Annotated in this window: 22 protein-coding genes and 1 other RNA gene; 6 read left to right on the forward strand and 17 right to left on the reverse strand. The window is 65.8% G+C overall.

Annotated elements, in window-relative coordinates:
* The first annotated feature begins 99 nt into the window (after positions 1-99).
* Both ATI53_RS02075 and recN read left to right on the forward strand, forming a co-directional pair.
* The gene (locus tag ATI53_RS02075) at positions 100-957 is read left to right on the forward strand and encodes an outer membrane protein assembly factor BamD (RefSeq protein ID WP_009506560.1); all 858 of its coding nucleotides are present in this window, start codon (positions 100-102) and stop codon (positions 955-957) included.
* 39 nt (positions 958-996) lie between these two features.
* On the forward strand, positions 997-2,652 hold the full coding sequence (gene recN, locus ATI53_RS02080; RefSeq protein WP_111549625.1) for a DNA repair protein RecN: 1,656 nt from the start codon (positions 997-999) through the stop codon (positions 2,650-2,652).
* Here recN and ATI53_RS02085 read toward each other — a convergent pair.
* From ATI53_RS02085 to ATI53_RS02095, 3 genes are all read right to left on the reverse strand, one after another.
* Positions 2,649-3,842 carry a UbiH/UbiF family hydroxylase gene (locus ATI53_RS02085; protein WP_111549626.1) on the reverse strand — a complete coding sequence of 398 codons (1,194 nt, stop codon included), beginning with the start codon at positions 3,840-3,842 and terminating at the stop codon, positions 2,649-2,651. The two genes, recN and ATI53_RS02085, sit on opposite strands and share 4 nt — an antisense overlap.
* Before the next feature lie 38 nt (positions 3,843-3,880).
* A complete protein-coding gene (locus tag ATI53_RS02090; RefSeq protein WP_111549627.1) occupies positions 3,881-4,093 on the reverse strand; it encodes a hypothetical protein in 213 nt (70 codons plus the stop codon).
* A gap of 100 nt (positions 4,094-4,193) precedes the next feature.
* Entirely contained in the window at positions 4,194-4,844 is a 651-nt protein-coding gene (locus ATI53_RS02095) for a pyrimidine 5'-nucleotidase (protein ID WP_111549628.1), read from the reverse strand.
* 117 nt (positions 4,845-4,961) lie between these two features.
* Between ATI53_RS02095 and ATI53_RS02100 the strand changes: the two genes are divergently transcribed.
* Positions 4,962-5,606: a GntR family transcriptional regulator gene (locus ATI53_RS02100; protein ID WP_009506555.1), complete on the forward strand. Its 645-nt coding sequence runs from the start codon at positions 4,962-4,964 to the stop codon at positions 5,604-5,606.
* Here ATI53_RS02100 and ATI53_RS23785 read toward each other — a convergent pair.
* The 3 genes from ATI53_RS23785 to carA form a co-directional block, all read right to left on the reverse strand.
* A complete protein-coding gene (locus ATI53_RS23785) occupies positions 5,603-6,805 on the reverse strand; it encodes a glycosyltransferase family 2 protein (protein WP_051989536.1) in 1,203 nt (400 codons plus the stop codon). The genes ATI53_RS02100 and ATI53_RS23785 overlap by 4 nt on opposite strands.
* Complete coding sequence (locus tag ATI53_RS23790; protein ID WP_051989535.1) at positions 6,694-7,506, reverse strand: GspE/PulE/PilB domain-containing protein; 813 nt, start codon at positions 7,504-7,506, stop codon at positions 6,694-6,696. Before ATI53_RS23790 ends, ATI53_RS23785 begins: the two co-directional genes overlap by 112 nt.
* A gap of 96 nt (positions 7,507-7,602) precedes the next feature.
* Positions 7,603-8,742 carry a glutamine-hydrolyzing carbamoyl-phosphate synthase small subunit gene (gene carA, locus ATI53_RS02110; protein ID WP_111549629.1) on the reverse strand — a complete coding sequence of 380 codons (1,140 nt, stop codon included), beginning with the start codon at positions 8,740-8,742 and terminating at the stop codon, positions 7,603-7,605.
* Between the two features lie 191 nt (positions 8,743-8,933).
* On the opposite strand from carA, the gene ATI53_RS02115 reads away from it, so the two are divergent.
* Complete coding sequence (locus ATI53_RS02115) at positions 8,934-9,401, forward strand: GatB/YqeY domain-containing protein (RefSeq protein ID WP_009506553.1); 468 nt, start codon at positions 8,934-8,936, stop codon at positions 9,399-9,401.
* Between the two features lie 110 nt (positions 9,402-9,511).
* On the opposite strand, the gene ATI53_RS02120 is transcribed toward ATI53_RS02115, so the two are convergent.
* The 3 genes from ATI53_RS02120 to ffs form a co-directional block, all read right to left on the reverse strand.
* Positions 9,512-10,405 (reverse strand): hypothetical protein, encoded by an 894-nt coding sequence (locus ATI53_RS02120; RefSeq protein WP_111549630.1) that lies wholly within the window; start codon positions 10,403-10,405, stop codon positions 9,512-9,514.
* Between the two features lie 29 nt (positions 10,406-10,434).
* Complete coding sequence (locus ATI53_RS02125) at positions 10,435-10,926, reverse strand: DUF2244 domain-containing protein (protein WP_009506551.1); 492 nt, start codon at positions 10,924-10,926, stop codon at positions 10,435-10,437.
* Between the two features lie 687 nt (positions 10,927-11,613).
* Positions 11,614-11,710: signal recognition particle sRNA small type (gene ffs, locus ATI53_RS02130), an RNA gene on the reverse strand.
* Positions 11,711-12,105: 395 nt separating this feature from the next.
* Here ffs and ATI53_RS22895 point away from each other — a divergent pair.
* Complete coding sequence (locus ATI53_RS22895) at positions 12,106-12,288, forward strand: hypothetical protein (RefSeq protein ID WP_146609874.1); 183 nt, start codon at positions 12,106-12,108, stop codon at positions 12,286-12,288.
* A gap of 38 nt (positions 12,289-12,326) precedes the next feature.
* Here the strand turns inward: ATI53_RS22895 and ATI53_RS02135 are convergent, their stop codons facing one another.
* Positions 12,327-13,529, reverse strand: a complete 1,203-nt coding sequence (locus ATI53_RS02135; RefSeq protein WP_034453428.1) for a polyhydroxyalkanoate depolymerase — start codon at positions 13,527-13,529, stop codon at positions 12,327-12,329.
* Between the two features lie 101 nt (positions 13,530-13,630).
* On the opposite strand from ATI53_RS02135, the gene ATI53_RS02140 reads away from it, so the two are divergent.
* Positions 13,631-14,284 (forward strand): glutathione S-transferase family protein, encoded by a 654-nt coding sequence (locus tag ATI53_RS02140; protein WP_009506548.1) that lies wholly within the window; start codon positions 13,631-13,633, stop codon positions 14,282-14,284.
* A 128-nt stretch (positions 14,285-14,412) separates the two neighbouring features.
* Here ATI53_RS02140 and ATI53_RS02145 read toward each other — a convergent pair whose 3' ends face one another.
* The 7 genes from ATI53_RS02145 to ATI53_RS02175 form a co-directional block, all read right to left on the reverse strand.
* The gene (locus tag ATI53_RS02145; RefSeq protein WP_009506547.1) at positions 14,413-15,246 is read right to left on the reverse strand and encodes a glucosamine kinase nucleotide-binding domain-containing protein; all 834 of its coding nucleotides are present in this window, start codon (positions 15,244-15,246) and stop codon (positions 14,413-14,415) included.
* Entirely contained in the window at positions 15,243-16,427 is a 1,185-nt protein-coding gene (locus tag ATI53_RS02150; protein ID WP_009506546.1) for a vWA domain-containing protein, read from the reverse strand. Before ATI53_RS02150 ends, ATI53_RS02145 begins: the two co-directional genes overlap by 4 nt.
* A gap of 387 nt (positions 16,428-16,814) precedes the next feature.
* Complete coding sequence (locus ATI53_RS02155) at positions 16,815-17,186, reverse strand: DUF2237 family protein (RefSeq protein WP_009506545.1); 372 nt, start codon at positions 17,184-17,186, stop codon at positions 16,815-16,817.
* Between the two features lie 97 nt (positions 17,187-17,283).
* Entirely contained in the window at positions 17,284-18,000 is a 717-nt protein-coding gene (gene pth, locus ATI53_RS02160; RefSeq protein WP_111549631.1) for an aminoacyl-tRNA hydrolase, read from the reverse strand.
* 349 nt (positions 18,001-18,349) lie between these two features.
* Positions 18,350-18,931, reverse strand: a complete 582-nt coding sequence (locus tag ATI53_RS02165; protein WP_009504932.1) for a retropepsin-like aspartic protease family protein — start codon at positions 18,929-18,931, stop codon at positions 18,350-18,352.
* A gap of 52 nt (positions 18,932-18,983) precedes the next feature.
* Positions 18,984-19,604, reverse strand: coding sequence for a MarC family protein (locus ATI53_RS02170; RefSeq protein WP_009504933.1), 621 nt, complete (start codon positions 19,602-19,604; stop codon positions 18,984-18,986).
* Positions 19,605-19,904: 300 nt separating this feature from the next.
* Positions 19,905-21,539, reverse strand: coding sequence for an alpha-D-glucose phosphate-specific phosphoglucomutase (locus ATI53_RS02175; RefSeq protein WP_111549632.1), 1,635 nt, complete (start codon positions 21,537-21,539; stop codon positions 19,905-19,907).
* Positions 21,540-21,543 lie beyond the last annotated feature (4 nt).

Here is a 21,543-nt window from a genome sequence, read left to right on the forward strand (position 1 = left end):
GAGCGTAAAGGCGTTTTGCACCGGAATTTTCTGTGCTAGTGACTTGGCCCAAGGGCCGCCCAAACGGCCCGTTGGTACGGGAAATGAGGATTGTCGGGCATGGCAGGCGGCACAAGATCGCGGACGATTGTGATCGGGGCGGCGGTTACCGCGCTTCTTCTCGGGGCTTGCACCGCGCAGGAGCGTCCCGGATACGCTCGCGGGAACGTGCCTCTGGAAACATTCACTGCAGAGCAGATCTTCGAACGGGGCGAGTACGAGATCGACAGGAAGGATGGCGAGCAGGCGGCCTATTACTTCGGTGAGGTCGAGCGGCTGTACCCCTATTCGGAATGGTCCAAGCGCGCGCTGATCATGCAGGCCTACGCCTATCATCTGGAAAAAGACTACGAGAACAGCCGCGCCTCGGCGCAACGCTTTATCGACTTTTACCCGACCGATGACGACGCCGCCTATGCGCAATATCTGCTGGCGCTCAGTTATTACGACCAGATCGAGGAAGTGGGCCGCGATCAGGGCCTCACCTTCCAGGCGCTGCAAGCGCTGCGGCAGGTGATCGAACGCTATCCCGACAGTGAATATGCACGCTCGTCGATTCTCAAATTCGACCTGGCTTTCGATCACCTTGCGGGCAAGGAGATGGAAATCGGGCGCTATTATCTCAAGCGCAAGACCTTTGGTGCGGCGATCAACCGTTTCCGGTCGGTGGTCGAGGATTTTCAGACCACGACGCACACCCCCGAGGCGCTGCACCGTCTGGTCGAATCCTACCTGTCGCTGGGTCTGACCGATGAGGCACAGACCGCCGGTGCGATCCTGGGATACAACTTCCAGGGCTCGCAGTGGTACGAAGACAGCTACAAGCTGCTGACCGGGCGCGGGCTGGCGATGGAGCCGCGCGGCGACAACTGGCTGTCGACGGTGTATCGTCAGATGGTCAAGGGCCAGTGGCTCTGAGAATGGCTCTGGACGCGCATTCCGCAGGGCAGGGGCACCATGCTGCGCGCGCTTGAAATCAGGGACATGCTGATCATCGACCGGCTGGATCTTGCGTTTCAGCCGGGGTTGAACGTGCTGACCGGGGAAACCGGGGCGGGCAAGTCGATCCTGCTGGACAGTCTGGGGTTTGTGCTGGGCTGGCGCGGGCGCGCCGAACTGGTGCGCAGCGGGGCGGCCCAGGGCGAGGTGACGGCGGTGTTCGAACTGTCCGCGACCCACGCCGCGCGCGCGGTGCTGGAAGACGCCGGGCTGCCGGTGTCGTCCGAATTGATCCTTCGTCGGGTCAACACCGCCGACGGGCGCAAGACCGGCTGGGTGAACGACCGACGCGCCAGCGGCGAGGTGCTGCGCCGTCTGTCCGAAACGCTGATTGAACTGCACGGCCAGCACGATGATCGGGGTCTTCTGAACCCGTCGGGGCACCGCGCCATCCTGGACGATTACGCCGCGACCGATCCGCTGATCGCCGCCACCCGCGCCGCCTGGGCGCAGCGGCGCGAGGCCCGCAAGGCGCTGACAGCCGCCGAAGACGCGCTGGATGCGGTGCGCGCCGAAGAGGATTTCCTGCGCCACGCGGTGGCCGAACTGGAAAAACTTGCCCCGGAACCGGGCGAAGACCAGACGCTGGACGAACGCCGCCGCATGATGCAGGCTGCCGAACGCATCCGCGAGGACATCGCGCGTGCGTCGGACGCCATCGGCTATGACGGCGCCGAGGGTGCGATGTCCAACGCGCTGCGCTGGCTGGAAGGTGCGTCGGAAAAGGCCGAAGGGCGGCTTGACGGGGCGATGGCGGCGCTGACCCGCGCCATGGCCGAACTGGACGAGGCCGGGCGCGAGGTGGCCGATTGCCTCGATGCGCTGGAATTCAACCCGGCCGAACTGGAAGACACCGAAGAGCGGCTGTTCGCCCTGCGCGGGCTGGCGCGCAAGCATGCCGTTGCCCCGGACGATCTGGCCGAACTGACGGCAACGCTGTCGGATCGCCTGGCGGCGCTGGACAGGGGGGCCGAGGATATTGCCGATCTGAAACGCGCCGTCGCCGATGCCGAAACCGCCTATGACGCTGCCGGCGATGCGCTGAGCGGAACGCGCCGCGACGCCGCCGGGCGGCTGGACGCCGCCGTCGCCGCCGAACTGGCGCCGCTCAGGATGGAGCGCGCGGTGTTTCGCACCGAAGTGACGCCCGGCGAGCCCGGCCCCGAGGGGCGGGACGCGGTGGCTTTTACCGTCGCCACCAACCCCGGCGCGCCGTCTGGGCCGTTGAACAAGATTGCATCGGGGGGCGAGCTGTCGCGCTTCCTGCTGGCGCTCAAGGTGTCGCTGTCGCAGGAACGCAACCGCGGCGTCACGATGATTTTCGATGAGATCGACCGGGGCGTCGGGGGCGCCACCGCCAATGCCGTGGGCCGCAGGCTCAAGGCGCTGGCAGACGACGGGCAAGTGCTGGTCGTGACCCATTCGCCGCAGGTGGCCGCCCTTGGGGCGCATCACTGGCGGGTGTCCAAACGGGTGGAAAGCGACATGACCCTGTCGACCGTCACGCCGCTTGCCGATGACGCGCGCGAGGATGAGATCGCGCGCATGCTGTCGGGCGACACCGTGACGCCCGAAGCCCGCGCCGCGGCGCGGGCGCTGCTGGGCTCGTTCTAGCCCCGCGCGCCCAGCCCCAGCTGCATCAGCGTCTTGCGCAGCGGTGTGACGCTGTAGAGCGCATTCAGCGCCCTTGCCCGCGCGTCGCGCAACGGCGGTGCCGACAGCATCGAGGCGCGGTTCAGCAGGGTGATCCCCGCCACCCGCGCGCGCACATCCGCGATGCGCGCCCGGTGATAGCTGTCCAGCATGCGCGCATCGCCCAGACTGTCCGGCCTGGCCTGTGCCAGATCCAGCAGCGTGGCGACGTCGTTCAGCGACATGTTCAGCCCCTGCGCCCCGATGGGGGGCACCACATGTGCGGCCTCGGCGACCAGCGCCATCCGCTCGGCGCTAAGCCGGTCGGCGTGCTGTGCGATGATCGGCCAGAGCGTGCGCTGCGAGGCCAGCGTCAGCCGCCCCAGCAAATGGCAGGAGCGTTGCGACATTGCGTCCTCCAGGTCGGGTGTGGCAAGCGCGAACAGCGCCTCGGCTCTGGGGCCCTGTTCCATCCAGACCACGGCCGAGGAAGGCCGGCCTTCGTGATCGGGCAGCGGCACAAGCGTAAAGGGGCCGCCGGTGCGGTGAATCTCGGTCGAGACGTTGCCGTGGGGCAGGGGATGCGTCACCGCAAAAGCCAGCGCCTTTTGTCCGAACCGCGTGGTGCTGACGCCGATCCCCGCAGCCTGGCGCATGGGCGACGCGCGCCCGTCGGCGGCGATCACCAGGCGCACCTGCGCCGTGGTACCATCGGACAGGCCGACGCGGGCATGGGCCTGCCGGGTGAACAGCGTGGTCGTGGCAGTGCCGGGGCGGAAATCGACGCCGGGCATGTCGTGCAGGGCGGCAGCCATTTCGCGCCGCAACAGCCAATTGGGCAGATTCCAGCCGAACGGCTTGTCAGAGATGTCCGAGGCGTCGAAATCCTTGATGACGCGCGGCTCGGGCACGGCGCCGCCTGCATCGACGATGCGCATGGTCTGAAGCGGCATGGCGTGATCCGCCAGCCTGTCCCACAGCCCGCAGCTCTTCAGGAACGCCTGCGCGGGTTGCAGGAAGGCGGTGGAGCGCAGATCGGCGCCGGGGGCGGCACGGGTGGTGACCGGCGGGGCCGGATCGACGCAAAGCACCGAAAACCCGGCCGCTCCGAACGCCGCCGCCGCCGTCAGCCCCGCGAGTCCGCCGCCTGAGACAAGAATGTCGTGATCCATGGCCGATCTCCTTTCGGGTGTTATCTAGGGCGTGCCGCTCAGGACCCCAGCGTAATCAGCAGGATCATCGTGTAACATACTGGCACTAGCGCCAGCGCGCACATCGCCAGTCCGACGGCGCCGAAGGTCACGGTGGCGGCGATCACCCCCGCCAGCAGCACCGCGACAGCGACGTACAGCCAGGTTTCCATGCTCAGGCCCCGTGCGGGGCGGGTCGCAGGATCGGTGGTGGCGGCCTGTGTCGTATGCATGCGGCAAACTCCTGTCGGGTCGGATCGGGCGCGGGGGCGCTGGGGGCGTGCATAAAGGGTCACGCCGTGGATATCATCGGGCGGAATGACGCAGGCGCGGTCACCCGTGGTCGATGCCGCGCAAGAACGCGCCAAGGTCGGGGGCGTGGTGCTGGATGTGATCCCCGGCGCCGCGTTCGGGCGCCACATGGACGGTGCGCATCCCCATCGCAAAGGGCGCCGCCAGGTTGCGCGGGTCGTCTTCGAACATCGCCGCGCTGCGCGGGTCGGTGCCGTCAAGCGCGAACACCGTCTCGAACGCCGCCGGGTCGGGTTTGGGCCGGTAGCCCGCGTGTTCGACGCCGTAGATCGCATCGAACGCCGCCTCCAGCCCGCGCGCCCGCAGGACCTGCGCCGCATAGGGGGCGCTGCCGTTGGTATAGACGATTCGGCGCCCCGGCAGCGCGGCGATCAGGTCGGCCAGGTGCGGATCGGGGGTCAGGGCGTCAAAGCTGATGTCGTGCACGTCGATCAGGTATTGTTCGGGGTCAATGCTGTGTTCGGCCATCAGCCCGGCCAGCGTGGTGCCGTGCAGATGCCACCAGGTCTTGCGCAGACGATCCGCCTCGGGGTGGTCGCTGCCGGTCACGCGCATGACGAAGTCGGTCATCCGCCGTTCGATCTGGTCAAAAAGCCGCACGCCGGGCGAATAGAGCGTGTTGTCCAGGTCGAAAACCCAGTGGCGCACGCTGGAAAAGGGTCGTTTCATCATGGCCCTGATCCTATCCGCACCCGCGCGGCGCGGCAATGGGCGCAGGCGCCGCGAACGGGCGCATTGATCCCTGGGCGTCGATAGCGGTATCGTCGTCCATCTGATCAGGAGAGAGTGATGAACCAGCACCGTTCGCCGAACAAGGATGCCTATACGCTGATCTTGGACGCGATCGATTCCGGCATCTATCGGCCCGGCGATCGGCTGGTGGAAAGCGAGTTGGCCGACCGCTTCGGGGTATCGCGCACGCCGATCCGCGAAGCGTTGCAGCGGCTGGAAACGCAAAGCCTGCTGGCGCGCGACGGGCGTTCGCTGATCGTGGCGTCGCTGGATCATAACCAGATGGCCGAACTCTATGTGGTGCGCACCGAACTGGAAGGGCTTGCGGCGCGGCTGGCCGCCCGCCATGCCTCTGACGAAGAGGTGCAGGTGCTGGGCGAGATGGTGGCCGACGACCGCGCGCTGCTGAACGATCCCGCGGCGTTGGCGCGGGCCAACCGGCGGTTTCACCGGATGATCCATCTGGCCTCGCACAACCGCTTTCTGGTGCAGCAGCTTGACCTTGTGCACAGGTCGATGGCGCTGATGGCGACCACGTCGCTGGCCGCCCGCGGGCGGGGCGAGATCGCGCTGGCCGAGCACAAGGCCATCGTCGATGCCATTTCGCGGCGCGACGAGGATGCGGCCTACAAGGCGCTGCGGGACCATATCTCGGTGGCGCTCGTCACGCGGCTGAAGCTTGACAGCCACAACGTCGATTAGACGTCGATCGGGTCTTCGGGCATGTCGGCGCTGTCATCGTCGGGTGCAGAATGGCCGTGCATCGTCTTGTCCCAGTAAAACGGGCGGGTGACGAGCTCATAGGCGGCCTTGTAGACCGCCAGCGTGCCCAGCGGGAAATACAGGAACAGAGTCGGAACCCACGGCATCAACCCGCGATGCGGGCTGCGTGACACCGCCGTGACCCCGACAAGCACCGAAATCGCCTCGGTCGCCAGAAACAGCACGATCATGGTGCCCATCAGGCCGGGATGCGCGCCCTCCAGCAACGGCGGGCGCCAGCCGGCCAGCACCAGCCAGTAGGACCATAGGACCGGCGCCAGCAGGAACTGCGTAAAGGCCGACAGAAAGATCGCCTGCACGCCGAAAAACCGCCACGCCCCCAGATCCCGAAGCAGCCGCCGGGGCGCGCGCGTGTGGACGCGCCAGGTGATCATGTAGCCCTTGAGCCAGCGCGACCGCTGACGGACCCAGGGCCAGGCGCGGTTGTTGGCCTCTTCGCGGGTGACCACCGGAATCAGTTCGGTGACATATCCGTGCCGGGCCAGCCGCACGCCCAGATCCGCGTCTTCGGTGACGTTATGCGCATCCCACCCGCCAACCTCTTCCAGGGCCTCGCGGCGCAGGAACACCGTGGTGCCCCCCAGCGGGATAGCAAACCCCAGTCGGGCGAGGCCGGGCAGCACGACCCTGAACCACGAGGCGTATTCGATGGCAAAGCAGCGCGACAGCCAGTTGGCCTTTGGGTTGTAGAAATCCAGGATACCCTGAAGGCAGGCGATTTTCGCGGGGACGCGGCTGAAATGCTCGGCCACCCGTTTCAGCTGGTCCGGGGCGGGGCTGTCCTCGGCGTCATAGATGCCGATGATGTCGCCACGGGCAAAGCGCAGCGCATAGTTCATGGCGCGCGGCTTGGTGGTGACGGTGCCGTCGGGCACCTCGATCACGCGCATCCAGGGCGGCAGGTCAACCTGCGCCAACGCGGCGCGGGTCATGGTGTCCTGTGCTTCGAGGATCAGGATCACATCAAGCTGCGCGCGCGGATAATCCAGACGCCCGAGCCGTTCGATCAGGCTGCTGGCGATGCGTTCCTCGCGAAAGAGCGGAACCAGAACGGAAACAGGGGGAAGCGCATGTGCCGCGATAAAAGTGCGCCCCTGGGGGCGCGCGGCCGCCTCCACCCGGCGAGCAGGGCGGCCAGCTTCAGGCCCTGTGCAAACAGAAGGGTGACAAGGGCCAGAACCGTCGCGCTGCCAAAGAACAGCGACGGGTGCGCGTACAGCATCCACAGGCAGCCAAGGCCGAACCCCGCCCCCAGCAGGGCCTGCGCGGGGGACATGCTGTCCATGTCCCGGCAGCTTTCATCGGCGGGCACCTGGGTTTCCGCCCGGCGGGCCATGGCATCGCCGTGTCGGCGCGCAATGACGCCCTGAATGTCGGATTCCAGCGCCAGGGCCATGGCGACGTGTTCGGCCTGACCGGGCAGCTGGTCGATCACTTTGTCAAAGGTTTCGGGGCGCGAGGTGGCGACCACCAGCGTCTCGCCGATCCACATCCACGGCAGGGCCGACAGTTTCAGGCAGGCTTCGGGCGTGATCGCATCCACCAGGTTGTCATCGGGCGGGGTTTGTGCCGAAGAGAGCGTCATCGCGCCGTAGTGCAGCGCCTGTGCGTCAAGTACCTGGCCGGGGCTGGCAAGGTCTTCGGCCAGCAATACGCGCGGGAGGGCGGCGCCGCTGCGCAGGGCCTCGGCAAGCGCGAACACCGCGTCGCCGGCGCCAAGGTTGCCGTTGGCCAGCAGGATGGCCCCGATCGGACGCCCCCGCGGGCTTGCGGTTTGCTCGAGTCGTGAGGTCCGGAAAACTGCGCTCGGGCTGCTCATTTTTATCTCCTGACCCCCCTGGAACGGGATCAGGTTCGATAAATCCAGTAAACGAAGCGTTAATTCGCATCGGCTGAAAGGGAATATTCATCCTTCTTACATGATGTTCACGAATCGTTCGAACAGATAGAAGCTGTCCTGCGGTCCCGGCGATGCCTCGGGGTGGTGCTGCACCGAGAAAACCGGCCGGTCGACCATGCGAATCCCGCAGTTCGATCCGTCAAACAGCGACACATGAGTCTCTGTCACGCCGGTCGGCAGCGACTGCCCGTCGACCGCGAAGCCGTGGTTCATCGAGGTGATCTCGACCTTGCCGGTCTCGATCTCCTTGACGGGGTGGTTGGCGCCGTGGTGGCCGTGGTTCATCTTGACCGTACGCCCGCCAAGCGCCAGCGCCAGCATCTGATGACCAAGGCAGATGCCGAACAGCGGCACACGGCTTTCGCTCAGGATGCGCTGAAGCGTGGGCACCGCGTAGCCGCCGGTGGCGGCCGGGTCGCCCGGTCCGTTCGACAGAAAGATCCCGTCGGGCTGATGCGCCAGCACCTCGTCAGCGGTGGCCGACGCAGGCAGCACGGTCACATCGCACCCAGCCGAGGCAAGGCACCGCAGGATGTTGCGCTTGGCGCCGTAATCAATGGCGACGACCTTCTTGCCGGGCTCGGATCGCCGGACGTACCCGTCAGGCCAGGCCCACCGCATTTCATCCCAGCGATAGCTTTGGGCGCAGGTGACATCCTTGGCCAGGTCAAGGCCCGTAAGGCCCGGAAAGGCCCGTGCCGCCGCCACCAGCTTTTCCACGTCGAAACGACCGCCAGGATCATGGGCCAGCGCCACATGCGGTGCCCCCGACTGGCGAATGGCACGGGTCAGGCGGCGGGTGTCGATGCCGCCGATGGCGATGCGCCCGCGCGAGGCAAGCCAGTCCGACAGTTCCTGCACCGCGCGCCAGTTCGACGATTGCGTCGGCATCCACTTGACCACCATGCCGGCTGCCACCGGCTCGCCCGTTTCGTCATCGTCCGGGTTTACGCCGACATTGCCGATATGCGGAAAGGTAAACGTCACGATCTGGCCCGCGTAGGACGGGTCGGTCATGATTTCCTGATAGCCGGACATGGCGGTGTTGAAACACAGTTCGGCCTGCGCCTGACCTTCAGCGCCGAAGCCCTGACCGTAAAACAGCGTGCCATCGGCAAGGGCTAGGCAGGCAGTGGGCGTGGATTTGGCGGACATGGGGCGACTCCTCGTGGCAGCGGGGCGGCAAATTGTGCCTTAGGTAAGGCTTGCGCCGGTCCGGGTCAAGGTCCGCTCGAAAATGGAAACACATTAGTTTTCATATGCTTAGGTGGATGAGAGGCAGAGTTGCGAAATGTCGTCGTTTTGCATAAGTTGACGTTTCGGGACACAGAATGACGGGATACTCAATGGATTTGCGCGCGCGCATCTCGGCTGCGACGAAGCAGGCGATGAAGGACCGGGCCGCGGCACGGCTGTCGACCCTGCGGCTGATCAACGCGACGATCAAGGATCGCGACATCGCCGCGCGGGGCGAAGGCAACGACGCGGGCGTTTCCGACACCGAACTTCTCGCGATCCTTGCGAAGATGGTGAAGCAACGCCGCGAAAGCGCAAGCACTTACGAAGAAGGCGGGCGGCTTGACCTTGCCGAGGCGGAGATGGCCGAGATCGTGGTGATCGAGGAATTCCTGCCGCGCGCCCTGTCCGACGATGAGATCACCGCCGCGGTAGACGCCGCGATGACCGAGGTGGGCGCCAGTTCGATCCGCGATATGGGCCGGGTGATGGGCGTGCTCAAGGGCCGCTATCAGGGGCAGATGGATTTCAGCGCGGTCGGCCCCGTGGTGAAGGAAAAGTTGTCGCACGCCGGCTGAGCCGGGGGTGAAAAGTCTTCGTCGAAGACTTTTCTGATCCCGAAGCGCCGGTTGCGGGATGCGCGCGGGGCAAAGAAAATTCTTCGACGAAGAATTTTCGGGCGTGGGTGTCAGGGGATGGGAAACTGCGTCCTGACACGCGCCCAGTGGGCTGGGTCTATGGGGTATCGTTGCACGAAGCGGGACTTGAATCCGACCCGTCCCCGCCGCGCCCCGAAATTCTCGCCGTGGTTCAGCACATACAGGACCGACGGGCAGCGCATCCGCGCAAGCGGCAAGCCGGCCAGCCGCGCCAGATACGGAAACATCCTGTGCTCATGCGCGGTCATCGCCTTCAGAAAGGCGGTGCTTTGCGGCAGTGTGGGGTCATGGTAGAGTGCCACGCACGAGCCACAGAGTTTCCAGAACGGTTTGCGCAGCGGCATCCGTGCGGTACGCGGGCCGGCCAGCGCCACGTCGCCGGTCGCATGATCCATGACATAGCCGGTGCCGACCAGCCATCCCGCAGCATCGCTTTGCAGCATTTGCGCCACGCTGCCATCGCGTAGCAGATCGTCCGCATCGAAGCTCATGACATAGGCGGGGCCGGTCTCCATCGTTTCCAGATCTTCGCAAAGTGCCGCCAGTTTGCGCCATTTGTCATTGCCCGGCGTCGGGTCGTCAAAGGGCAGCCAGCGCAGTCTTGGATCGTCGGGCAGGGGGGGGCGCTGCTGGCAACAGATAACGGCTTGCCACGGCGCCGTTTGCCTGCGGAAGCTTTCGATGGTGCTGTTCAGGCGCTGGACCACCGCCCCCCAGTCGCCGACCTGCGCAGGGCCGACCAGAGGCACCAGAAAGATCACCTGGCCGGCCGGGCTGCGGTGCGGGCTCGCGGCGTCGCGCAGATCCAGGGCTGCCGCTTCGGATGGTGCGGGGGACAGCCTTCGGGCAAGCGCGGGCGACAGGGCCGCCGCAACCAGCATCGCGGCGCGCTTGTATTTCGGGGTGGCTGGGGCCTGCGCCATGGGGAACCTCTTCGGGCAAGTGGCGCGTTTCAGGCGCGCCTTAGCAGCCGCACCCTGTCGCTCAGTTCGACAAAGAGCGCCTTGCGCTCTTCTTCGCTCAGAAACGCGCCGATCTCAACCTGGCGTCCGCCGCCGCGCAAGGTGACGTAATGGGGCACGGGGCCGCCGGTGACGTGCAGATCGACCGCCAGCCAGTGGGTGTTGCCCTGCCAGTCCTGCGTCGGACCGCGCGGATTGTGTCGGGTCAGCCGCGCCGTTTGCGGTCCGAGCGTCAGCACTTCCAGCACCGATCGCTCGCGGCTGTTATGTCGCAACGCCCACCACAACCCGGCAATGGCGGCCAGGATGAATGGCAGCAGCCCCCACAACAGAACCGTTCCGATCAGCCAGAACACCGGCAGGATCGCCAAAAGAAAAAAGCTGGCCATGAAAACGGAAAAGCCATGCGCGGTCAGTGACTGATGCGGCCACAGATGTAATTCGGCCATGTTCGGGCGGTCGGTTTCCCAGCGGTAGGGCATTGTCGTCCTGGATGTTCGTCTGCGGATGACGGGTTCGGCGCAGAGTTCTGACCCGCGTGCAGGGGGATTCCCTGATCTTGCGATTAGGTTTCAGGGATCGCGCAGCCCTGTCAAGATAACCCGCCCAAAGTTCTTGTACGCACCCTGCGAAGGGCAGACCTTCCGTTGACCCGGCCCCCGAAAACCGCTTCGGATTGGCTGTCTGTCGGAGAATGCGGGAAGGCGCGCTGCACGCCTCTGAAAGGGGCGCCGGAAGACGGCGTGTCGCGGTCGATCCCCGGCGATCAGGCCGCGTTTGAACGGCGTCTTTGAACGCGGCAACCGGCAACTGGCAGACGGCGGTGATCGGCGACGAGGTCAGGATGCTGCGTGCTGAAGTCGAAGAGGCCGCGGCACAGGGCGGCCTTTCGGTGTGGTGCTGTCTTCGTTTGCCATCCACGAACCTGTTGATGATGCGATGCGCCTCACGCTCACGCGGATCGTCGGGTAGGCCAGTTTCCACGAGTTCCCGCTTGCCTGGGATGGGGCGCGGCTCTTTCGGAACGGCGACCCGGACTGTCCGCTTTTTCCCGCGTGCGCCTTACATGTTTCATACCAGTCTCAAGCACCTGTTTGTAGCAGGTCTTGTAGCGCATGCCCCATGAAAAACGGGGACTTCAGCAATATCAAGCGCATCGACGGGGAGTGAGTGAGAGGCTGGACAACGACCCAAGCGGGGCTCGTTACGGCTGCTTCCTTCCGGACCTGACCGGGTTGGCGAGGCGCCTGCCCGCGCCAACCTCTCACCTCCCCAACTAGTGCCTCCGGAAGGGATGTTCAAGCCCCAACCGTTGTGCCGTATCAAGGTCCGCCGACGTCGCGGCGTGTCAGATCTGACCGTGTCCGGGGGCTGCCTGGCGCCGAACCAAAGACAGTCGGTGGCCATCTGCTGCGTCTCGTTCTGATGCCGGATGCGCTTGTCCAAAAGCACCGCAGCCCGCCCCCCGCTTGCGGCCCGGTGTAAGAGCAGCGGGGGCCGACACCCGGCGCCACGGTGTACGATCACGAAATATGCAAACGCGGACGTTGGGTGCTTCTGTGGCGGCATATGATCGCGCGGGGTTGCATTTCCTTGAGCCTTGGGCACAGTCATAGGTAGAATTTTCAGGATGCAACAATATCTTTCCGGGTGCTCGACCGATGTCAGACGTGTTGAGAATTTTCAAATGCGGGCACTGCGGCCACAACCTTCGGTTTGGCTCGCGGCGCTGCGGAGAGTGCTACAGCACGACGCCGGTGTGGAATCGCTGCACGCCCATGCGGCTGCTGACGGTGGTTGTGCTGCTCTGCGCGGGCGGGGTCGGGGTGATCATGCTGGCCTGAGCTCGCAGGGCGGGTCTGGGCCTTCCGGCGGGGCCGGACTATTCCATCGCAAGGATCATGTTGCGCACCACCGGATAGATTTCGTTGTCCCAGCGCCGGCCATTGAACACCCCGTAATGTCCGACATTGGCCTGCAGATGGTGCCGTTTCAGATGTGGGCGCAGGGTTGAACACAGATCGTGCGCGGCCGTGGTCTGACCCAGTCCGCAAATGTCGTCGCGCCCGCCTTCGACCGTCAACAGCGCGGTGTTGCGGATCTTTGACGGATCGACCTTGCGCCCGCGAAAGGTCAGATCGCCGGTCGCGAGTTCTGCCTTCTGGAAAACCCGGTCGATGGTTTCGATGTAAAATTCCTCGGTCAGGTCGAGCACGGAAAAATATTCGTCGTAGAAATCCTTGATGCGCGCGGCTTCGCTGGCTTCGCCCCTGGACAGGTGGTCGTACAGCTTGCGGTGCTGCGACTGATGCCGTTCCATGTTCATCGACATGAAGGCGGTCAATTGCACAAATCCGGGATAAACCCGGCGTCCGCCGCCCGGATGGCGCAGCGGCACGGTCGAGATGACGTTGCTCTTGAACCACGACAGCGGCTTTTCGTTCGCCAGTTCGTTCACCGCGGTCGGGCTTTCGCGCACATCCACCGGGCCGGCCATCAGCGTCATCGACCGGGGCGTGGCGGAGTTGCGATCCTCCGACATCACCGCGACGGCGGCAAGCGCCTGCACGCAGGGCTGGCAGACCGCAAGGATGTGCCCGCCGGGGCCGATCGCCTCCATGAAGCGGATGATGTAGTCGATGTAATCCTCGACCCCGAAGGCCCCGGCAGACCGGGGCACGTCGCGCGCGTTCTTCCAATCGGTGATGTAGACATCGTGATCGCGCAGCAGGGTGCGCACGGTTCCCGCCAGCAGCGTGGCGAAATGTCCCGACAGCGGGGCGGTCACCAGAACCTTGGGCTGGTCGGTGTCGATGTCGCGGCGAAAACGCAGCAGATTGCCATAAGGAAGGTCAAGCACCACCTCTTCGGTTACCGGCACGTCGCGGTTCTGAACCCTGACCGAATGAATGCCGAAACTCGGCCGCTCGTGGCTGAGCTGGAAGCGCGACATCATTTCCATCATCGCCGTCTGACGGCGCAGCACCGCGCCCATCCTGCGGGGGGTGAAAGCAAGACATCTGAGCGCCGCAGAGCGAAAAGGGGCCAGAATATCGTCAAAACTTTGGTAGGCTGCATAAAGCACGTCGATCCATCCCCTTGTTTCATGAATGGTCTAGCCAAGACCGGAAGAGCGTGCGACAAAAATCATGACGCACTGCAGCATGAAGATCCAGGAACGCTCGGATGGCCAAGGCAACGCTCACGATTTCATCAAAGAACTATTCGTCCTGGTCGCTGCGCGGCTGGCTCTTGTGCAAGATGTCGGGCCTGGATTTCGATGAAATGCCCGTCAATCCCGATGATGAGAACGCGCGGCAGGAATTGCTGCTGCTTTCGCCCACGGTGCGCGTGCCCCGGCTGGTGCACGGGGATATCCAGGTCTGGGACGTGCAGGCCATCGCGGGCTATCTGAACGAGACGTTCCCAGAGGCCTGCATGTACCCCGCCGACCGGGTCGCGCGCGCGCATTGCCGGGCGATCTCGGGCGAAATGCATGCGGGGTTTCACAACCTGCGCTCGGCGCTGCCGATGAACCTCAAGGCGCGGCACGACAACTTCAAGATCTTTTCAGGCGCACGGCCCGATGTGGCGCGGATCTGCGAGATCTGGACCGAGTGCCTTGACGCCTACGGCGGCCCGTTCCTGTTCGGCCCGCCGACGCTGGCGGATGCGATGTATGCCCCGGTCTGCACCCGGTTCCGCACCTATGCGGTCAGGCTCGAACCGCGGCTGGAAGCCTATATCGACACGGTTCTGGACTGGGCACCGATGAAGGAATGGATCGCCGCCGCCCTGGCCGAACCCGAAGAGATCGAAGAACTCGACGTCGAATTCTGAACGCGCGGCGCCGTGGCGGGGCTTTTGCCGACCGGAATGTCTCCTGGGGGGCCGCGCCGGCCGTCCGGAGCGTGCCAGCCGATCCCGGACCAGGCTCGGGTTTTGCGCCCCGTCAGGGGGCGATGCGCTCAGCCGGCCCGCCGCGCCAGCAAAAGCGCCCCGTCCAGCGCGGTACCCGACGGGGGCACGCGGTTTTCGGCCATCTCTCGGGGCAGCCATCTGGCGTAGGCGGGCGCCACACCGCCCATCAGGCAGATCGGCTCTCCGGGCGACCAGCCAAGCGCATTCAGCCCCGTCGCAAGCCAGGCAGCCCCGCGGCGCATCTGCATCGCCGCGGCGGCATCCTGCGATTCGGTGATCCTGGGCGCGAGGCGGGCGAAATCCTGCGGTGTGGCGCGGGCGGCAAGCGCCACGATGCCGACGACGCCGCCGAAATCCCGCAGCACCGTCTCGGCCAGCGGCGTCATCGGTTCCAGCCCGTCATGGGCGCGCAAGCAATAGGACAGCAACTCGCGCCCCAGCCACGCGCCAGAGCCTTCGTCCCCCAGCACCAGCCCGTGCCCGCCAAGCGTAACGAATGTCGCACCGTCCTGACGGGCAAGAAAGCTGCCGGTCCCGATCCCGGCAAGGCAGCCGGTGCGGTCCCCCAGCGCACCGGCCAGGGCGGCGCGGCGGTCTTCGTCGACCGTGGCGCGCTCAAGCGGCAGGGCGGCGCGCAGACGGTCCGCCATCTCGGGGCCGGTCACGCCGGCAACCGCAAGCCATGCGGGGCAGGGGCGCAGCGCATCCAGAGACAACCCGGCCTCTTGCGCCAGTTGCGCCAGACCGGCGCGCAGCACCGTCACCGCCGCGTCGAAATCGCTGGTCACATTCGCGGCGCCCAGCGTCACCTCGGTGCGTTGCCCGTCGTGTTCCAGCGCGAGGCGGCAGGTCGTACCACCCGCATCCACCCCCAGAATCATCGCGACAGCTCTTTCATGCCGCGATCAATGCCTTCCAGCGTCATCGGCACCATCCTGTTTTCAAAGATCTCGCCGATCATGCCGATGCTCTGGGTATAGTGCCACTGGGTTTCCGGCACCGGGTTGATCCACAGGTGGTGGGGCCATTGGGTGCGGGCGCGTTCCAGCCAGGTCTGTCCGGCCTCGGCGTTCCAATGTTCAGACGCGCCGCCCGGATAGGCGATTTCGTAAGGCGACATCGATGCATCCCCCACAAAGACGCATTTGTAATCCGGCCCGTAGGTGTTCAGCACATCCGTTGTCGCCGTCTGGGCATCCCAGCGGCGGGCGTTGTCGCGCCACACACCTTCGTAAAGGCAGTTGTGAAAGTAGAAATGTTCCAGATGCTTGAATTCCGCCCGCGCGGCGGAAAACAGCTCTTCGACGACGCGGATGTGCGCGTCCATCGACCCGCCCACGTCCAGAAACAGCACCAGCTTGACCGCGTTGCGCCGCTCGGGGCGGGTTTTGACGTCAAGATAGCCGTGTTCGGCGGTGGCGCGGATGGTGCCGTCCAGATCCAGCTCCTGATGGGCCCCGTCGCGCGCCCATTTGCGCAGCCGCTTGAGCGCCACCTTGATGTTGCGCGTGCCCAGCTCGACGCTGTCGTCCAGATTGCGGAATTCGCGCTTGTCCCAGACCTTGACGGCGCGGCGGTGGCGGCTTTCGTCCTGGCCGATGCGCACGCCTTCGGGGTTGTAGCCATAGGCGCCAAAGGGCGAGGTGCCGGCGGTGCCGATCCACTTGCTGCCGCCCTGATGGCGGCCGTCCTGGTCCTTGAGCCGCTGTGCGAGCGTTTCCATCAGCTTGTCGAACCCGCCAAGCGCGTCGATCTCGGCGCGCTCTTCGGGGGTCAGGTGCTTTTCGGCCATCTTGCGCAACCAGTCCTCGGGCAGGTCGACCGCCTGCATCACCTGTTCGGAGTTGATCGTTTCCATCCCCTTGAAGGCGGCGGCAAAGGCGCGGTCGAACCGGTCGAGATGGCGTTCGTCCTTGACCATCGCGGTGCGGGCCAGAAAGTAGAACCCTTCAAGATCGTAGGTGACCAGCCCCGCCTTCATCGCTTCCAGAAAGGTCAGGTATTCGCGCAGGCCGACCGGCACCTGCGCGGCGCGCAGTTTTTCGAAAAAGGGAACGAACATGGTCCGAGCTCCTGTCTGGGGGGTGCGCCAAGCTTGGGGCGCATGTTACCCGGCGGGGCGGCGTGTGCAACCGCACAGGTCAGGGCTGTGTCGGCCTTGCCGTGCCCCCGGCTGACAGTCGTTCGCTGCGTGCCCCTTTGTGCCGCTTGTGTACCCCAGAGGTGCTTCGGGGCATGATCGTCTGGAATCGCGGATCCTGCCCCGCCGCCCGACCGATGCTGCCCGACCGATGCTGCCCGCCCGGTGCTGCCGGGGGCACGGCAGGCGCCGCCTTCGGTCCGAACCGCCATGACCGGGATTCGGACAACGTCCAGGGTCGCGCGCCCGCGTTGTGCGAAGGGTGCGATTCCCCGGCGGCGCCTGACCCCGGCGCGAAGCGCGCACGCCTCAGACGGCGTGCTGGCGAAGAACCTCCAGCGGCACAACGTCCAGCGTCCGAAGATGGGTTGCGCGCAGCGACACCTTGGGCGCGCAGCCTTCGTCATGGGCCTGCAGGAAGCGCATCGCGCACAGGCACCAGCTGTCGCCCGGCTTCAGCCCCGCAAAGCGAAATTCACGCCGCGGGGTGCTGAGATCGTTGCCCACATAGGCCGAATAGGCCAGAAATTCCGCCGTCATCACGGCGCAGACCGTATGACTGCCGCTGTCCTGCGCGCAGGTGTTGCACGCGCCGTCGCGAAAATATCCGGTCAGCGGGTCGGTCGAACAGGGCTGAAGCGGTTGGTTCAGGACGTTGACCGGGGGGGCCATCGGGGGCATGTCGGGTCTCTTTCTGCTGCGAAAGGGGCAAGGGCGTCCAGATCCGAAGAGGCGGTTGATCGCAGGGTGGCAAACGCGCGCGATGTTGTCCAGTGCGCTAGCGGAACCTGTCCGCGAGCTTTTGCAGCGCGGACCGGGTGTCATCCGACGGGGGCGCGGGGGGCTTTGTCGCGGTGGGGGCGTCGGCCCGCGGCGGTGTGGGGGCATCGGGGGCGGGGGGGGCGGGGCGCGTCGTCGAGGAACGCGGCGGGTTCACCCGCAGCGCCACCGCGTTCTGGAACCGGCCCTTGTCGCCGCCCGCCAGCGCAGCCGCGCCGTCTGAAATGCCGCGCAGCAGATCTTCCAGCCAATCCTGATCCGCCTTGGTGAAATCATGCAGCACATAGCCCGCCACCGCATCCTTGCGTCCCGGATGCCCGATGCCCAGGCGCACCCTGTCATAGGCCTCGCCGATATGGGCATGGATCGAACGCAGCCCGTTGTGGCCGGCGTGGCCTCCGCCGGATTTGACGCGGCACTTGCCGGGGGCAAGGTCCAGCTCATCGTGGAAGACGGTGACATCGGCGGGATCGAGTTTGAAGAAGCGCATCGCTTCGCCCACCGACTGCCCCGAGAGGTTCATGAAGGTGGCAGGCTTGAGCAGCACCAGCTTGTCGCCGCCAAGGCGCCCCTCGGACATCTCGCCCTGAAATCGCGCGCGCCACGGCGAAAAACCGTGATCCTGTGCGATCCGGTCCATCGCCATGAAGCCGATATTGTGCCGGTTGCGTTCATATTTTGCGCCCGGATTGCCGAGCCCCACAAAGATCTGCACCGCCGCGCGCCCTTTTTGCCGTTCCTGCGTTCCACCCCCTAGATAGGGCGCGCGGGCGGGGTTTCACAACCCGTTGCCACGGACGGAGCGCAGGGAAAAGCCGCGCGCGATGCCGCGACCGGCCCTCCGGAACGCCCCGCACCTTGCCATGTCAGGCAAGGCCGCCGGTCATGCGACGCGATACAGGCCGGACGGCCGTATGACGGGCCGGCTTTTCAGTCTGCGGTCCGGGCCATCCCTGCGCTTGGCGGAACGGTCAGGTTCCCGAAACCGCGCATGGTTCTGACGGTGATGCGGGATGCGGGGCCGGGGCGCGCAAAGCCAGCAAAGCCCCCGGCGCGGCGTCCGTCTAGCGTTCCAGCACCATCCGCCCCCGGGCGATTTCCAGCCTGTCAAAGCGTTGCAGATAGCTCATGCCCAGCAAGGAGGTGGTCATGTCGCCCTGGTTGACATAGGCGCGCAGGTTACGGTCGCTGAACGGGCCAAGCGCCACCGCATCCAGCGTCACCGGCGCGGTGCGCACCGGACCGTTGGCGGTGTGAGCCTCGCCCCTGTAAAGCAGATCCGTCACGTCGATGCCCGCGCGCTCGGCGTCGCGGCGCGTCAGCACCATGCCCGAGGCGCCGGTATCGACGACAAAGCGGGTCGGCACGCCGTTCACATCGACCGAGACGTAGTAATGCCCGTCCGGCGCGCGCGGCAATTCGATCCGGCCCTGATCGGCAAACACCGCCTGCTGCGGCAGCACCGTGGCGCGGATGTCCTTCCACAAGCCCACCGCGGCGATGGCCCCAAGGATAATCAGCGCCCAGGCCCCGGCATATTGCAGCTTGAGCGCGGTGCGCGTGCGATTGCGAAACACCATGAGCGCGATCAGCGCGCTGGCCAGCAGGCTGAGATAGGCAAGGCGGGCAATGTCGAAATCGGGCACGGGCGCGGCTCCTGCGGGTCGGGGCTGATATGGGGGCGCGGCCCGCCCGGATCTAGCCGGACACCGCGATATGGCGCACTCCGTCGATGACGAACTGCACCGAAAGGGCGGCCAGCAGCATGCCCAGAAGGCGGGTCACGACGACGATGCCGGTGTGCCCGAGCGCGCGTTCGATGAGACCTGCCGTCAGAAACAGCAGAAGCACCATGGCGACGACGCTCAGCATGACGCCGATCACCGCCGCGATGCCAAGCGCGTCGGTGGTCTGACCGGCGAGCAGGATCATCGTGGCGATGGCGCCCGGCCCCGCGATCAGCGGGATGGCGATGGGAAAAACCGAAGGGTCGGGCAGGGCGCCGTCTTCGCCCGCCTTGTCCTCGCGCCGCTTGGACCGGCGTTCGAAAAGCATGTCGAGCGCGGTAATGAACAGCAAAATGCCCCCCGCGATGCGAAACGCGGACATGGAGATCCCGATGAAGCCCAGCACCGCCTCGCCAAAGAACGTGAACAGCAACAGGATCGCCGCGGCGATGGCGCAGGCGCGCAGCGCCAGCACGCGCCGGTGCGCCCCCGTCGCGCCCTGCGTCAGCGCGATGAACACGGGCGTCAGGCCGATCGGGTCGATCACCACGAACAGCGTCGCAAAGGCGGTCACGAGAAAAGCGGCATCCATGGCTCAAGCGGTAATCATCGCCCGCCCGCTTGTCCAGTCGTCCGCGTGCGACCGGGCCGGGGGGCAGCCCCGCAATGTGCTGTCGGGCGCGGCTGCGGTCGCGCGGAGGGTTGCAAAGCCCCGCAGCCACGCGCAGCGGGGGCACCGGCACGAACAGCACCGCGCCCCCAAGTCCGGGCATCACCATGACCTGCCCCGGCGATGCCCTCTGCCCCGTGGCCAGATACATAAAGGCGTCGCCGAGCGTCGGAAACGCCATCGACCCCACCATCAGCGCGACGGCGCAGGGTCTCGACGGGGTCAGGTAATCACATCGGGCGCGTCGCGTCCGGTGCGGGCCTTGATCCCTGCGATGGTTTCGGCGGCGGCGATGATGTCGGCCAGCGCCTCTTGCGGGTCGAGGTTGAACCTGGCGGCGTCTTCCTCGACCTTTTCGTGGTAGACGCGCAAGGTCGCGCCATCGGTGCCGGTGCCCGACAGGCGCAGCACGACGCGGCCGCCCCCGGCAAAGCCGATCCGCAGGCCCTGACCTTCGGACCGCGACCCGTCAACCGGATCGTCATAGGCGAATTCATCCGCCGTCTCGACGGTCAGCGCGCCAAAGCTCTGCCCCGGCAGGCTGGCAAGCTGGCCGCGCACATGATCCATCAGACCGTTGGCGGCCGCCGCATCCACCGCCTCGTAATCGTGGCGCGAATAATAGTTGCGCCCGTATTCGGCCCAATGCGCATCCAGCAGCTCGGCCACCGACCCGCCCTTGACCGCGAGGATGTTGAGCCAGAACAGAACCGCCCAGAGGCCATCCTTTTCGCGCACATGATCGGACCCGGTGCCAAAGCTTTCCTCGCCACACAGCGTGGCGCGACCCGCGTCCAGCAGGTTGCCGAAGAATTTCCAGCCCGTGGGGGTTTCATAGCAGTCTATGCCCAGCCTGGCGGCCACGCGGTCCACCGCCTGGCTGGTCGGCATCGACCGTGCGACGCCCTTCAGACCGTCGCGGTAGCCCGGCACCAGCGTGGCGTTCGCCGCGATCACCGCAAGGCTGTCGGAGGGCGAGACATAGGCCTTGCGCCCCACGATCATGTTGCGGTCGCCATCGCCGTCTGACGCCGCACCGAAATCGGGGCCGCTGTCGGACATCATCTCGTCCCAAAGCTGCTTTGCCCAGGTCGGGTTGGGGTCGGGATGGCCTTCGCCGAAATCGGGCAGGGGCAGGCCGTTCATCACCGTGCCGGGCGGGGCGCCGAGGATTTCTTCCAAAATGGTGCGGGCATAGGGGCCGGTCACCGCGTGCATCGCATCGAACCGCATCCGGAAACCCGACTTGAACAGCCCCGAAATAGCGTCGAAATCGAACAATTCCTGCATCAGCGCGGCGTAATCGGTCACGGGATCGACGATCTCGATTTCCATGTCGCCAAGGGTCAGCGTGTCGAGCGTGCGCAGCCCGATGTCCTGGGATTCCGCGATGTGCAACTCGGACACCACCTTTGTGGCGTCAAAGATCCTGGCCATGACCGATTCCGATGCGGGGCCGCCGTTGGCGCTGTTGAACTTGACGCCGAAATCGCCGTTCGGCCCGCCGGGGTTGTGGCTGGCCGACAGGATGATGCCGCCATCCGCGCCCCTCTTGCGGATCAGATGCGACGCCGCCGGTGTCGACAGCAGCGCGCGCTTGCCCACGATCACCTTTTTCGCACCGCTTGCGGCCGCCATGCGCAGCACGACCTGCGCCGCCTGGCTGTTGAAATGCCGGCCGTCGCCGCCCAGCACCAGCGTCTTGCCCTGGACGCCGCCGATACCGTTCCAGATGCTTTGGATAAAGTTTTCCAGATAGTGGTGGCCCTGAAAGACAGCGGTCTTCTTGCGCAGCCCCGAGGTGCCGGGCTTCTGGCCCTCGATCGGCTCGGTGGGGATGGTGCGGAATGTGGTCATCGTC

This window comes from Salipiger aestuarii (assembly GCF_003259905.1).
Lineage (GTDB): Bacteria > Pseudomonadota > Alphaproteobacteria > Rhodobacterales > Rhodobacteraceae > Salipiger > Salipiger aestuarii.

Coding starts and splice junctions, on each gene's coding strand:
- ATI53_RS02075 (WP_009506560.1), top strand. CDS start 100: ATGGCAGGCGGCACAAGATCGCGGACGATTGTGATCGGGGCGGCGGTT.
- recN (WP_111549625.1), top strand. CDS start 997: ATGCTGCGCGCGCTTGAAATCAGGGACATGCTGATCATCGACCGGCTG.
- ATI53_RS02085 (WP_111549626.1), bottom strand. CDS start 3,842: ATGGATCACGACATTCTTGTCTCAGGCGGCGGACTCGCGGGGCTGACG.
- ATI53_RS02090 (WP_111549627.1), bottom strand. CDS start 4,093: ATGCATACGACACAGGCCGCCACCACCGATCCTGCGACCCGCCCCGCA.
- ATI53_RS02095 (WP_111549628.1), bottom strand. CDS start 4,844: ATGATGAAACGACCCTTTTCCAGCGTGCGCCACTGGGTTTTCGACCTG.
- ATI53_RS02100 (WP_009506555.1), top strand. CDS start 4,962: ATGAACCAGCACCGTTCGCCGAACAAGGATGCCTATACGCTGATCTTG.
- ATI53_RS23790 (WP_051989535.1), bottom strand. CDS start 7,506: ATGAGCAGCCCGAGCGCAGTTTTCCGGACCTCACGACTCGAGCAAACC.
- carA (WP_111549629.1), bottom strand. CDS start 8,742: ATGTCCGCCAAATCCACGCCCACTGCCTGCCTAGCCCTTGCCGATGGC.
- ATI53_RS02115 (WP_009506553.1), top strand. CDS start 8,934: ATGGATTTGCGCGCGCGCATCTCGGCTGCGACGAAGCAGGCGATGAAG.
- ATI53_RS02120 (WP_111549630.1), bottom strand. CDS start 10,405: ATGGCGCAGGCCCCAGCCACCCCGAAATACAAGCGCGCCGCGATGCTG.
- ATI53_RS02125 (WP_009506551.1), bottom strand. CDS start 10,926: ATGCCCTACCGCTGGGAAACCGACCGCCCGAACATGGCCGAATTACAT.
- ATI53_RS22895 (WP_146609874.1), top strand. CDS start 12,106: ATGTCAGACGTGTTGAGAATTTTCAAATGCGGGCACTGCGGCCACAAC.
- ATI53_RS02140 (WP_009506548.1), top strand. CDS start 13,631: ATGGCCAAGGCAACGCTCACGATTTCATCAAAGAACTATTCGTCCTGG.
- ATI53_RS02145 (WP_009506547.1), bottom strand. CDS start 15,246: ATGATTCTGGGGGTGGATGCGGGTGGTACGACCTGCCGCCTCGCGCTG.
- ATI53_RS02150 (WP_009506546.1), bottom strand. CDS start 16,427: ATGTTCGTTCCCTTTTTCGAAAAACTGCGCGCCGCGCAGGTGCCGGTC.
- ATI53_RS02155 (WP_009506545.1), bottom strand. CDS start 17,186: ATGCCCCCGATGGCCCCCCCGGTCAACGTCCTGAACCAACCGCTTCAG.
- ATI53_RS02170 (WP_009504933.1), bottom strand. CDS start 19,604: ATGGATGCCGCTTTTCTCGTGACCGCCTTTGCGACGCTGTTCGTGGTG.
- ATI53_RS02175 (WP_111549632.1), bottom strand. CDS start 21,539: ATGACCACATTCCGCACCATCCCCACCGAGCCGATCGAGGGCCAGAAG.